Annotated in this window: 14 protein-coding genes and 1 tRNA gene; 1 reads left to right on the forward strand and 14 read right to left on the reverse strand. The window is 28.7% G+C overall.

The window, feature by feature from the left end:
- Window position 1: 1 nt before the first annotated feature.
- Together RGC78_RS09475 and RGC78_RS09480 are read right to left on the reverse strand one after the other, a co-directional pair.
- A tRNA-Tyr gene (locus RGC78_RS09475) sits at window positions 2-83 on the reverse strand.
- Between the two features lie 162 nt (window positions 84-245).
- Complete coding sequence (locus tag RGC78_RS09480; RefSeq protein WP_252224412.1) at window positions 246-653, reverse strand: hypothetical protein; 408 nt, start codon at window positions 651-653, stop codon at window positions 246-248.
- 112 nt (window positions 654-765) lie between these two features.
- On the opposite strand from RGC78_RS09480, the gene yyaC reads away from it, so the two are divergent.
- Window positions 766-1287 carry a spore protease YyaC gene (gene yyaC, locus RGC78_RS09485; RefSeq protein ID WP_252216376.1) on the forward strand — a complete coding sequence of 174 codons (522 nt, stop codon included), beginning with the start codon at window positions 766-768 and terminating at the stop codon, window positions 1285-1287.
- 43 nt (window positions 1288-1330) lie between these two features.
- Here the strand turns inward: yyaC and RGC78_RS09490 are convergent, their stop codons facing one another.
- From RGC78_RS09490 to RGC78_RS09545, 12 genes are all read right to left on the reverse strand, one after another.
- Window positions 1331-2365 (reverse strand): rod shape-determining protein, encoded by a 1035-nt coding sequence (locus RGC78_RS09490; RefSeq protein ID WP_252216373.1) that lies wholly within the window; start codon window positions 2363-2365, stop codon window positions 1331-1333.
- 79 nt (window positions 2366-2444) lie between these two features.
- Window positions 2445-2699 carry a sporulation transcriptional regulator SpoIIID gene (gene spoIIID / locus RGC78_RS09495; RefSeq protein WP_012423010.1) on the reverse strand — a complete coding sequence of 85 codons (255 nt, stop codon included), beginning with the start codon at window positions 2697-2699 and terminating at the stop codon, window positions 2445-2447.
- Between the two features lie 90 nt (window positions 2700-2789).
- Complete coding sequence (locus RGC78_RS09500) at window positions 2790-3515, reverse strand: M23 family metallopeptidase (RefSeq protein WP_252216370.1); 726 nt, start codon at window positions 3513-3515, stop codon at window positions 2790-2792.
- A 172-nt stretch (window positions 3516-3687) separates the two neighbouring features.
- Window positions 3688-4725 (reverse strand): stage II sporulation protein D, encoded by a 1038-nt coding sequence (spoIID, locus tag RGC78_RS09505; protein WP_309556539.1) that lies wholly within the window; start codon window positions 4723-4725, stop codon window positions 3688-3690.
- A 116-nt stretch (window positions 4726-4841) separates the two neighbouring features.
- A complete protein-coding gene (gene murA, locus RGC78_RS09510; RefSeq protein WP_252216359.1) occupies window positions 4842-6104 on the reverse strand; it encodes a UDP-N-acetylglucosamine 1-carboxyvinyltransferase in 1263 nt (420 codons plus the stop codon).
- Between the two features lie 61 nt (window positions 6105-6165).
- Window positions 6166-6804 carry a YwmB family TATA-box binding protein gene (locus tag RGC78_RS09515; protein WP_252216358.1) on the reverse strand — a complete coding sequence of 213 codons (639 nt, stop codon included), beginning with the start codon at window positions 6802-6804 and terminating at the stop codon, window positions 6166-6168.
- A 157-nt stretch (window positions 6805-6961) separates the two neighbouring features.
- Window positions 6962-7366, reverse strand: a complete 405-nt coding sequence (gene atpC, locus RGC78_RS09520) for an ATP synthase F1 subunit epsilon (RefSeq protein ID WP_252216357.1) — start codon at window positions 7364-7366, stop codon at window positions 6962-6964.
- Between the two features lie 13 nt (window positions 7367-7379).
- A complete protein-coding gene (atpD, locus tag RGC78_RS09525) occupies window positions 7380-8771 on the reverse strand; it encodes a F0F1 ATP synthase subunit beta (protein WP_252216356.1) in 1392 nt (463 codons plus the stop codon).
- 15 nt (window positions 8772-8786) lie between these two features.
- Window positions 8787-9638, reverse strand: a complete 852-nt coding sequence (gene atpG / locus RGC78_RS09530; RefSeq protein WP_252224396.1) for an ATP synthase F1 subunit gamma — start codon at window positions 9636-9638, stop codon at window positions 8787-8789.
- 40 nt (window positions 9639-9678) lie between these two features.
- The gene (atpA, locus tag RGC78_RS09535) at window positions 9679-11193 is read right to left on the reverse strand and encodes a F0F1 ATP synthase subunit alpha (protein WP_252216350.1); all 1515 of its coding nucleotides are present in this window, start codon (window positions 11191-11193) and stop codon (window positions 9679-9681) included.
- Window positions 11194-11203: 10 nt separating this feature from the next.
- Complete coding sequence (locus RGC78_RS09540) at window positions 11204-11743, reverse strand: F0F1 ATP synthase subunit delta (RefSeq protein ID WP_252216347.1); 540 nt, start codon at window positions 11741-11743, stop codon at window positions 11204-11206.
- 2 nt (window positions 11744-11745) lie between these two features.
- Window positions 11746-12225: a F0F1 ATP synthase subunit B gene (locus RGC78_RS09545; RefSeq protein WP_003374056.1), complete on the reverse strand. Its 480-nt coding sequence runs from the start codon at window positions 12223-12225 to the stop codon at window positions 11746-11748.
- Window positions 12226-12254: the final 29 nt, after the last annotated feature.

Here is a 12254-nt window from a genome sequence, read left to right on the forward strand (position 1 = left end):
GTGGAGGAAGATGGATTCGAACCATCGAAACGTAACGTAACAGATTTACAGTCTGCCCCCTTTGGCCACTCGGGAATTCCTCCAAAATATTCTTTTTTTGTTTTGTTGCGTTGTTGCCAATCAACAATGACTAGTATATATTCAATCCAATTATATTTCAAGTCTTATATATACTCATGTACTTAAATTATATTTATATTACTTTATTTTACTTTATAATACTTCTGTTTAGTATATAACTTTAATTATTTTTTCAAATTTAAATCTAATACTTCTATATCTATAAATTTAGAAAAAATTCCTCTTAACTTTATATAATCCTGTGTTGATAATCTTGTTTGAAAAACTTTAAAAGCTCTCATCAAACCTTCATTTTCATCTTCTAAATTAAATGCTTCTTCAACTTTTCCTATATCACTTGTTGATAATTTATATACTATTCTTGTTAAATTCTTTTTATCATCTTCAGATAATATCGTCATTACAGTGTTTTTATTAACTGTATACATAGATCTTGAATATGACATTACACTTACACTATCATTATTGCTAGTAATTATTGCTTTAGCATCTTTAGGCTGCCAATAAAATATTAAATAAATATTCATTAATAATGCAAAAGTCATAAATATGATAGTTAAAATTCTCTTCATTATTGCTCACCTCTCATTCTAATATTTTCCACTTTGTTTTTTTTTATACTTTAAACCACATTTTTTATTAAATCCCATCATATATATATGTTAAGAGGGGAGGGTATTGCATTTGACTAAACACAAAGTAAATTATAAATCAACAGATGCTTGTTTTGAGATATCTGAAGCAATTAAGGATTATCTTAATAATAAAACAATAATAGTCTGTATCGGTACTGATAAATGTATTGGTGATTGTTTAGGTCCTTTAGTAGGCTCAATTTTAAAAGATAGCTCATTTGAATTACCTGTATACGGTACACTTTCAAGTCCTATACACGCTTTAAACATAGATGATCGACTAGAAGAAATATACGAAAAACATCCTGATTCTCCAATAATAGGAGTAGATGCATGCCTTGGTAATAAAGATGCTATTGGAGAAATTCATACTAGAGATTATGCTATACATCCCGGAAAAGGTGTTGGTAAAGAGTTACCTGAAGTTGGTATAGCTTCAATAATCGGTATAGTTGATACTGTTAATAATTCAGAAGTATTTTCTTCTTACAGCATAAGACTTTCTTTAGTTATGGACATGGCTAAATTAATATCAAAAGCTTTAATCGATGCATATAATCTAAAAAAATAAAATCATCCCAAAACTTAAAAGTTTTGGGATGATTTTATTCTTTTTATTCAATAAGAACTATTTCTTGAGAATTTAATTCATTGTCTAACTTATCTAATTGTCCTAAAACTGCTCCTGTTCCTTCAGCAACGCACTCAATAGCATTTTCAGCTATAGTTACTTCCACACCAGTTCTAAACTCTATGAGCTTATCAAGCCCATATAATAATGCACCGCCACCAGTCATTAATATGCCTTTTTCTATTATATCTGCAGCTAATTCAGGTGGAGTTCTTTCTAAGACTGTCTTAACTACATCAACTATAGATTCAACAGATTCTTCTAATGCTTCTCTAATTTCTTCTGTGCCTATTTCTAACTCATCTGGCAATCCTGTTACTAGGTTTCTTCCCTTCATCTTAGCAGTTAAACTTCTAGAACCTTTAAACGCTGAACCTATACCTATTTTTAAATCTTCAGCCGTTTTTTCTCCAATCATTATTTTGTATTTATTTCTTACATATTTTATGATTGCTTCAGTAAATTTGTCTCCTGCAATCTTAATTGAAGATCTCTCAACTATTCCACCTAATGAAATAACAGCTATATCACAAGTTCCTCCACCTATATCTATAACCATGTTTCCATTAGGCTTTGTTATATCAATGCCTGCACCAATTGCTGCTGCCAATGGTTCTTCAATTAAATGAACTGTTTTCGCTCCAGAATTTCTTGCTGCATCAATAACAGCTCTTTTTTCAACTTCTGTAGCTTGAGAAGGTACACAGACCATAACCTTAGGCGCTGTAATATTTCTCTTTCCGCACGCTTTTCTTATAAATTCTTTTAACATTCTTTCTGTTATATCATAATTTGAAATAACCCCATCTCTCAATGGACGAACAGCAACTATATTTCCAGGCGTACGACCTATCATTCTTCTTGCTTCTTCACCCACAGCCAATAATTTATTATTATTTTTATTTATGGCTACTACAGATGGTTCTTTTAATATTACACCTTTGCCTTTTACATAAACTAGCACAGTAGCTGTACCTAAATCAATTCCAAGGTCTGTCCCAGTTCTCCAAAACCACATTCATCATTCACTCCTAAATCGCATATTCTTACCATTAATAACATTTTTCTACTAATTCTATATTATAAACCTATTATGTTTATCGTTCAATAGCTTTATACTTCATTTTTGTAGCTTTTCCACCTCTAATATGACGTTCAGCTTTATTTAATTCTAATATTGTATGGGTTTCTTCTGCTATTATAGGATTTATTTTAGGCAATCTTTCTGTCATGTCTTTGTGAATAGTACTTTTACTAACCCCAAAAACTTTTGCAGTCTTTCTTATTGTGGCTTTTGAATCTATAATATATTTAGCAACTTCTAACACTCTTTCCTCTATATAATCCTTCAAACTATACAACCTCCTTAAAATAATATTTTAAGAATAACTCAATAATAATTATTGAGTTATTCATTTAGTAAGAATTTTTTCCTTAAACTTTTATTTAAGTTTAATATATTTTTCTGGATTTACTTGTTCTCCATTTGGATTAATTACTTGTAAATTCAAATATTCACCAAATGTTTCTTTATCATATAATTTAGCTGTATCTCCAATTTTAGCGATTACTTGATTGGCTGTAACTTTATCTCCAGCTTTTACAGAAACATTTTTATCAAGATTTCCATACCTTGTCTTTAATCCATTGGCATGTTTAATTTCTACTACTGTACCCTCTTCAACGCCTGCATTTTCTACAACATCAACAATTCCATCTGCAGCTGCTTTAACTTCTGTTCCAATTTTAGAACTTATATTTACACCTCTTATAGTTCTGTATAAATTATCTTCTACTTTTACTGGTGCTGGATAAGTATATCCTCTACTTATTTTTCCCTCTATTGGATTTGATAAGTTAACTGTTGTTGAAGCAACACTTTTAGCAGTTTCCTTAGAAGCAGTTTCTTTATTTACCTTAGGTTCATCTTTTGCAGTATTCTCTACTCTCTCCGCATTTGGAATTTCATTTGTAACGCTTTTATCATTAATATTTAAAGTTAGCTCTTTTTCTGGTTGTTGAACCTTTGCAACTTCATGTTGGTTACTTATTCTTTTATAAGAAACAGTTCCTACAGCAGCCATAACGCAAAGGCATAGAAATAAAGCAATATAAAAGCTCTCCTTTCTTAATAAGTCTCTAAACTTTCCTTTAAAATTTTTGTCCATATTAACACCTCCTTTTTTCATTATTTCCCTTTTGTAGAAATTAATACACTAATACTGTTTTTTTATATATAAATTAAAAAATAAAAAAACAAGCCATATTATTTATTTTTAATAATATAGCTTGTTTTCTTATAATTTAATTTTGAATTTATATATTTCCAATAAATTCAAATTATTTATAAGTTATATTTTTTATTCCAACCCCATCATAATAATGAGTTAATATTTCATTATATTTTTTACCATCTTTAGCCATAGCATTAGCCCCCCACTGACTCATTCCAACTCCATGACCATATCCAGTACAATCTATTTTTATAATATTATCTTTTATTGTCCAATTAAAATTTGTGGAATTTAAATTAAATAATTTTCTAAATTCAGTTCCCTTTATAATTTGATCACCTATCTTTAATTCTTTTACTGCTCCCCCCTCTGTATATGAATCTATATTCATACTAGAACCTATATTATTTTTTAATAAATTTAAATTAGAATAATTTTTATTTATTTTATCTATGAAATCATCTAAATTAACTTCTATAAAGCTTTTGTATTTAGGAGCAATTTCTTCACCTGTACTATCTGTAGATTTTAAATATGGTATATCATTTGAAAATACATCTTTAGCACTTTCTGTTTTTCCTGAACTAATTGCAAAAAATTGTGGATATTCCAACACTTTTCCATCATAAACAAGTACTTGTCCTTCTGTATCTTTAACTGCTTTTTTTATCTTATCCCAATTTTTATTACCATCTTTTTCACTCCACTTTTTCATTCTCTCATTCTTGTCCATATATACTTGACAATGAGTCGTATCACATATTTCACCTTCACTCTCGCTGGCTTCTTTACAAGGATTGTTGAGTTTGTTTATATAATAAGTTCTTGCAGCTACAGCTTGTGCTTTTAATGCATCTTCATCAAAATTAGCTGGCATTTCACTTGCCACTACTCCAATAATATATTCTTCTATATCTATTTCATCAAGCTTGTCTTTATCTTTTCTATATAATTTAACCTTTTTATTTTTAGGCAGCTCTATTTTATATGTTTCTTTCACTACACTGTTATTAATTTCAAATGGTTTAAATATGTTAAAATCAGAATTTAAAAAAACTATTGGGGATAATATTAATATTATAAGTATTATTAATGTTATTAGTATTATTAACTTTATATCTTTATTAAATTTGTTACTCCTCATAACTCTTTCCTCCCATACCCTACATCTAAATATATGCTCAAAATCAAGAATTATGTTAAGCCATTAAATATATAAAATATAATTTTAAAGGGTAAGAATTTACTCTCACCCTTTATTTATACATCTATTCTATAGATTTCAGCACCAAGCTTCCTAAATTTTTCTTCTACATTAACATATCCTCTATCTATATGATATATATCTCCTATTTCTGTTTCTCCTTCTGCAGCTAATCCTGCTAATATCATTGCTGCTCCTGCTCTTAAATCTGTTGCTTTTACTTTAGCTCCAGTTAGCTTAGGTGCACCATCAATTATAGCAGTTCTCCCATCAATTTTTATATTAGCTCCCATTCTTAATAATTCTGTAACATGCATAAATCTATTTTCAAATATAGTTTCAGTTATAATACTTGTTCCTTTAGTTAAACATAATAAACTCATCATTTGAGCTTGCATATCAGTTGGAAAGCCTGGATATGGTAATGTTTTTATATCAACTGGTCTTTTTTCTCCTGTACCATCTACTATAATTGAATCATTCTTTAATCTATTAAATTCAATTCCACATTCTTTTAGTTTTTCTATGACAGGCCTTAAGTGATCTTCATTTACTCCATTAATTTTTATAATACTATTTGTTATTCCTGCTGCTATCATAAATGTTCCTGCTTCAATTCTATCGTATATAGGGGTATAACTTATTCCTTTTAATTCTTTTACTCCATGTATAGTTATCTTTCCTCTTCCTGCACCTTCTATATTAGCTCCCATACTATTTAAAAATCTTGCTAAATCTTCGATTTCAGGTTCTTCTGCTGCATTTTCTATTATCGTTGTTCCATTTGCTAATATTGATGCTGTTAAAATGTTTTCAGTTGCACCTACTGATGGAAAGTCTAAATATATTCTATTTCCCACTAAATTTTTAGCTTTAACTTCAACAAAGCCATGACCAATATTAATATCAGCCCCAAGAGCTTTGAATCCTTTTAGATGTAAATCTATAGGTCTACTTCCAATATTACATCCACCAGGTAGTGATAATTTACAATATCCAAATCTTGATAGCATAGGACCCATTATCAAAAATGATGCTCTCATTTTTCTAATAAGATCAGTATTAGCATCAACAGGATTTAAATTTTTAGTATTAATTTTTAATTTATTATTTATTTTTGAAAAACTAATATTACAATTTAATTGAGATAACAATTGACAAATAACTTCTACATCTTCCAACATAGGTGTGTTGTTTATAGTAATATCTTCTGGACATAATATAGTAGCTGCAATTATAGGTAAAACTGAGTTTTTAGCACAACTTATATCAACTTCACCTTCTAGTTTTTTTACACCTTTAACTATTATTTTTTCCATATTATCCTCCATAATTAATTGTTAAACAACCAAAATAAATTGTATATTTATTTTGGTTGTACTAGTATGTTGTAAATATTATAGGTGTTCCAATAATTATATAAGATTTGTCATTATAGCTAACTAGTGCAAAATTCATCTTTTCACCTAATTTTGAAATCCCAGTTCCTGTATAACCATTGCTAATACTCAACATATTTAAATTCACAAGAGATATTAATTCACTAAAATCATTTAATGATTTATCATTATCTATTCTTCCTTTATAATATAAAAATATTTGCACATCTTCCACGTTGGTTTTTTTTATGTTCTCTACTAATTCCTCTAAATGTTTTGTATCATATTTAGAATTTGTATTTATTAAAGTTACTTCAACATATGTGTAGCTATCTTTTTCCCACAAATTAACACAAGCTTTAATATTTTCATTAGAAACATCAAAACTTCTATCATCAGCTTTAGTATATTTTCCTTTTAATTCATTAATTAAATATTTTTTTAAAAATATTTGTTCTACATTAATATTTTTTTTAGTTTTAAATTGTACTTTTAATCCGTTTTCTTCAAAATAACTTTCATTAACTATGCTATTTTCTAAAGTATAAAAAGATTCACTATTAATGTCCTTAGCTGAAATAGCTGCCATATTAAAAAATAAAAATAATATGAGCAAAAATAAACTATATTTAAACTTCATATTTATACCCCCTATTCATTTTTTAATTATGAACAGCTATTTAATTTTTTATTCCATTTATTTAGTTAAGTTTATAATATCAATATATAAATTTTTCGCTAATTTGTGCCAAATAAAAGCTAAAAAAAAGCTTAAGAGGATATTCCTCTCAAGCTTTTTAATTCATTTTTTTTAAGTTTATTCTCTCAATAGATTTTAATAATGCTAATTCTGCTCTTTCTTTATCGTATTTATTTCCTTCAAGTAATCTTTTTTCAGCTCTTTCTTTTGCTTTTTCTGCTCTATTTAAATCAATATCGTCAGAAAATTCAGCAGAATCACTAAAAATTGTCATTTCATTATTAAACATACTTGCGATTCCTTTAGAAACAAATAGCTTTTTATCTTTTCCTTCAGCATCTGTAAATTCTACAATAGATGATATCGTACTTGTTACCATATTAGCATGATTTGCTAATATCTCTAATCTTCCTATACTATTTCTTAAAAATATTCTTTTTATATTACCATTAAATACGTCTTTATCAGGGGTAACAATCTTTAATAAAAAGGTATCAGCCATACTAATCATCTCCCTATGCTAAACTTTTAGCTTTTTGTACAGCTTCATCAACTGAACCAATGAATAAGAATGCTGATTCTGGTAAATCATCATATTTACCTTCTAAAATTTCTTTAAACCCTCTTATTGTTTCTTTTACAGAAACATATTTTCCAGGCATTCCTGTAAATTGTTCACCTACTGTAAATGGTTGTGATAAAAATCTTTGTACTTTTCTTGCTCTAGAAACTACTGCCTTATCTTCATCAGATAATTCATCTACACCTAATATAGCTATGATATCTTGTAATTCCTTATATCTTTCAAGTATGTTCTTAATTTTTGTAGCCACATTATAATGTTCTTCACCAACAATTCTAGGATCTAATATTCTAGATGAAGATTCTAGTGGATCTACTGCTGGATATATTCCTAATTCAACTATACTTCTTGATAGAACTGTTGTTGCATCTAGATGTGAGAATGTTGTTGCTGGTGCTGGGTCTGTTAAGTCATCAGCAGGAACATAAACTGCTTGAACAGATGTTATAGAACCACTCTTAGTTGATGTAATTCTTTCTTGAAGTGCACCCATTTCAGTTGCTAATGTTGGTTGATAACCAACAGCTGATGGTATTCTTCCAAGTAATGCTGAAACTTCTGATCCAGCTTGAGTAAATCTAAATATGTTATCTATAAATAATAATACATCTTGACCTTTATCTCTAAAATATTCAGCCATAGTTAAACCTGTTAATGCAACTCTCATTCTAGCACCAGGTGGCTCATTCATTTGACCAAATACTAAGGCTGTTTTATTTATAACGCCTGAATCTTTCATTTCATGGTAAAGATCATTACCTTCTCTTGATCTTTCTCCAACTCCAGTAAATACTGATAATCCACCATGTTCTTTAGCTATATTGTTTATTAATTCTTGAATTAATACTGTTTTTCCAACTCCGGCTCCACCAAAAAGACCTATTTTTCCACCTCTTTGATATGGTGCAAGCAAATCTATAACCTTGATACCTGTTTCAAACATTTCTGGTTCAACGGCTTGATCTTTAAAGCTTGGTGCTGGTCTATGAATTTGATAAATCTCTTCAGCATCTACATCTCCTGCATTGTCAATAGGCTTTCCTAATACATTAAAAAGTCTTCCTAATACAGCTTCTCCTACTGGTACAGAAATAGCTTTTTCCGTATCAATTGCATCCATTCCTCTTTTTAATCCTTCAGTTGCTTCCATAGCAATTGTTCTTACTATATCATCACCAACATGTTGCTCAACTTCAGCAATTAGCGTTCTTTCTCCCATATCGATACTAATTGCATTGTATAAATTTGGAAGAGAATCTGAATCAAACTTTATATCAACTACTGGTCCAATTACTTGAACTACTTTTCCAATTTTACCAGGCATAAAAATACCTCCTTACTATTTTTGAGCTTCTGCTCCTCCAACTATTTCTGATATTTCTTGGGTAATAATTTGTTGTCTTATTCTGTTGTATTTTAGATTTAAATTATCTAATATATCATTTGCATTTTGAGTAGCTCCGTCCATTGCTGTCATTCTTGAACTTTGTTCACTACATTTAGCACTTAATAAAATATTTCTAAACTTACCTTTTAAATGAATATTTAATGCATTAATTAAAACTTCTTCATTATTAGGTTCAGTTATAAATTCTTCTGATACACTAGTAATTTTTTCTATTGGTAAAAGTTTTTCTGCTTTTGGTTCTTGTTTTACTGGAGAAACAAAATCTAAGTATGCAACATTAATTTCTGAAACTTCTCCATCTTTATACATTTTAAGAGCATTTTCAAAAACAATTTTAACTTCCTTTACTGTTGGTATATCTGGTATATCAACATAATCGGCTACTGTATCAAGACCTATTCTTTTTATATAACTTAAGCCTTTACTTCCAACAGTAATTACTTTTATGTTTTCTTTTTCATCTCTAATTAAACTATCTAAGTAAGATACTACAGTGTTATTATAACTACCACATAAGCCTGTATCTGATGATACTAAAATGTATAATTTATACTTACTTTTGTTAGATTTAAAATAAATATTATCATCATCTCCTGAAATAGTTGATGCAAGCTTTTCTATAATTTTTTCAGTTTCTTCAAAAAACTTTTTATTTGTTAATAATTCTTTTCTAGTTTTTCTTAACTTAGAAGTGGCAACAAGTCCCATAGCATTAGTTATTTTTCTTGTACTTTCTACTGACTTTATTCTTCGTTTAATTTCTATAAGTCCAGCTGAACCCATACTTTCTACCTCCTAAAGAAGGGCATAGCTTAAAACTAAGCTATGCTTCTTGTAAAAATATCTTTTTAAACTCAACTATCGCTACTTCTAATTTAGCTTTTATTTCATCTGTTAAAACTTTTTCTTCAGCAATTTGTTTTCCTAATTCTCTATAATGAGTATCTACATATTCTAACAATTCTTTTTCAAATTTCTTTATATGTTCTACTTTTATATCAGATAAGAAATCATTAACTGCTGTATATAATATAACAATTTGTTTTTCAACTTCTAAAGGTTTGTATTGATCTTGTTTTAATATTTCTACCAATCTCTTACCTTTTTCAAGTCTCTTTTTAGAATCTTTATCTAAATCTGATCCAAATTGAGCAAATGCTGCTAATTCTCTATATTGTGCAAGTTCTAGTCTTAATGTACCTGTTACTTGCTTCATTGCTTTAATTTGAGCATTACCACCAACTCTTGATACTGATATACCAGCATTAACAGCAGGTCTTTGCCCAGAATTGAATAAATCAGATTCTAAGAATATTTGACCATCTGTAATTGATATAACATTTGTTGGTATATATGCTGTTATGTCTCCAGCTAGAGTTTCTATTATAGGAAGAGCTGTTAGTGATCCTCCACCTTTTTCATCTGATAATTTAGCTGCTCTTTCAAGCAATCTTGAATGAATATAGAAAACATCTCCTGGATAAGCTTCTCTGCCTGGCGGTCTTCTAAGAAGTAATGACATTGTTCTATAAGCTACTGCGTGCTTAGATAAATCATCATAAACTATCAATACATCTTTTCCTTGATTCATGAAGTATTCACCAATACTACATCCTGCATATGGAGCAAGATATTGTAATGGAGCAGAATCTGCTGCTGTTGAACTTACTATTATACTATAATCCATAGCACCCATTTCAGTTAATGTATTAACTATATGTGCAACTGTAGATTGTTTTTGTCCAATAGCTACATAAATACATATTACATCTTTTCCTTTTTGATTTAATATAGTATCTATAACAAGTGCTGTTTTTCCTGTTTGTCTATCGCCTATTATAAGTTCTCTTTGACCTTTACCTATTGGTATCATTGAGTCAATAGCTTTAATTCCTGTTTGTAATGGTTCATTAACAGAACTTCTATCTATGATGCTAGGTGCTTTAACTTCTATAGGTCTAGTTTGATTTGTGTTTATTGGGCCTTTTCCATCAAGTTCTTCACCTAATGAATTAACAACTCTACCTATTAACGCTTCACCTACTGGAACTTCAACTATTTTTCCTGAACCCTTAACAATATCTCCTTCTTTTATACCTTCTTCATTTCCTAAAAGAACACATCCGACATTGTCTTGTTCTAGATTTAAAGCCATTCCATATACATCATTTGGAAATTCTAGTAATTCGCCTTCCATACAGTTATCTAATCCATAAACTCTTGAAACTCCATCTCCGACTTGAATTATAGTACCAGAATCTACTGTTTTTATTTGTTTTTCATATTTTTCTATCTCTTTTTTGATAATAGAAGTTATTTCTTCTGGCTTAATATTCATGGATTCACCTCTATTTCTGTTTAAGCATTAAATCTTTCATTTCTTCTATTTTAGATTTGACAGTATCATCTATTACATCATTACCAACTCTTACATAAACTCCACCTAATAAATTACGATCTACTTCAGTTTCAAATAAAATATTTTTATCATATTTCTTTTGAAAAATATTTCTTAAGTTATCAAGTTCATTTGATAAAAGTGGTATAGCTGTTTTTATAATACCTTTTAATGTATTTTTTCTTTCAAGATCTATCTTTTCCATCTCATTTAATTTTTCTCTAAGATAAAGTATTCTATCTTTTTCAATTAATATAAGAAGAAAAGAAAGTAACTCTTCATCAATCTTGTTTTTAAAAATACTAATAAATGTTTTCTTTTTTTTCTTTGTACTTATTTGAGGATGTTTTATTACTTCATGAAATTCATGATTATTTTCAATAATCTCACAAATTTCTCTTAAATCTTGTAAGTATTCATCCACTTTTCCTTTTTTTTCAGCAACTTGGTAAAGTGCTAATGCATATCGCCTATCTAAGTATTCATACATAGCTACATACCTACCTTAGTAATAAAATCGCTTATAAGTTCTCTATGTTTACTTTCGTCTATGTTTTCTTCTAAAGCCTTAATTGAAAGTTCTATAGCTAAATCTACTGCTTGTTTTTTTATTTCATACTCAGCTTTTTCTTTTTCGCGTTGTATATCAGTTTTAGCTCTTTCTAATAACGATTTAGCTTCTTCATTAGCATCTTCAACTATTTCATCATATACTTTATTAGCTTTTTCTTTTTGACTTTCGGTAATTTTTTTACCTTCTTCTTTAGCTGTTTGCAATATTCTTTGATTTTCTAGTAGATACATTCTTGCTTTTTCTGAGTCTTCATCAACTTTTAATAATTGTTCATCAACAAAATCTTGTCTTTCATTAATTATACCTTTTATTTTATCCCAGAAAAAATGCTTTAAAATAGCAACTAGAATACAAAAGTTAATTATTGTCATAAAAATTACTGAATAATTAGTTTCCATATACTTATCTATATCCTCCCTTCGGAGTC

Origin of the sequence: Clostridium aquiflavi, assembly GCF_031344075.1 — a bacterium.
Taxonomy (GTDB): domain Bacteria; phylum Bacillota; class Clostridia; order Clostridiales; family Clostridiaceae; genus Clostridium; species Clostridium aquiflavi.

Excerpts from the sequence above, each read along its gene's own strand:
- RGC78_RS09480 (WP_252224412.1), bottom strand. The coding sequence starts at position 653 with ATGAAGAGAATTTTAACTATCATATTTATGACTTTTGCATTATTAATG.
- RGC78_RS09490 (WP_252216373.1), bottom strand. The coding sequence starts at position 2,365 with ATGTGGTTTTGGAGAACTGGGACAGACCTTGGAATTGATTTAGGTACA.
- RGC78_RS09500 (WP_252216370.1), bottom strand. The coding sequence starts at position 3,515 with ATGGACAAAAATTTTAAAGGAAAGTTTAGAGACTTATTAAGAAAGGAG.
- spoIID (WP_309556539.1), bottom strand. The coding sequence starts at position 4,725 with ATGAGGAGTAACAAATTTAATAAAGATATAAAGTTAATAATACTAATA.
- murA (WP_252216359.1), bottom strand. The coding sequence starts at position 6,104 with ATGGAAAAAATAATAGTTAAAGGTGTAAAAAAACTAGAAGGTGAAGTT.
- RGC78_RS09515 (WP_252216358.1), bottom strand. The coding sequence starts at position 6,804 with ATGAAGTTTAAATATAGTTTATTTTTGCTCATATTATTTTTATTTTTT.
- atpC (WP_252216357.1), bottom strand. The coding sequence starts at position 7,366 with ATGGCTGATACCTTTTTATTAAAGATTGTTACCCCTGATAAAGACGTA.
- atpD (WP_252216356.1), bottom strand. The coding sequence starts at position 8,771 with ATGCCTGGTAAAATTGGAAAAGTAGTTCAAGTAATTGGACCAGTAGTT.
- atpG (WP_252224396.1), bottom strand. The coding sequence starts at position 9,638 with ATGGGTTCAGCTGGACTTATAGAAATTAAACGAAGAATAAAGTCAGTA.
- atpA (WP_252216350.1), bottom strand. The coding sequence starts at position 11,193 with ATGAATATTAAGCCAGAAGAAATAACTTCTATTATCAAAAAAGAGATA.
- RGC78_RS09540 (WP_252216347.1), bottom strand. The coding sequence starts at position 11,743 with ATGTATGAATACTTAGATAGGCGATATGCATTAGCACTTTACCAAGTT.
- RGC78_RS09545 (WP_003374056.1), bottom strand. The coding sequence starts at position 12,225 with ATGGAAACTAATTATTCAGTAATTTTTATGACAATAATTAACTTTTGT.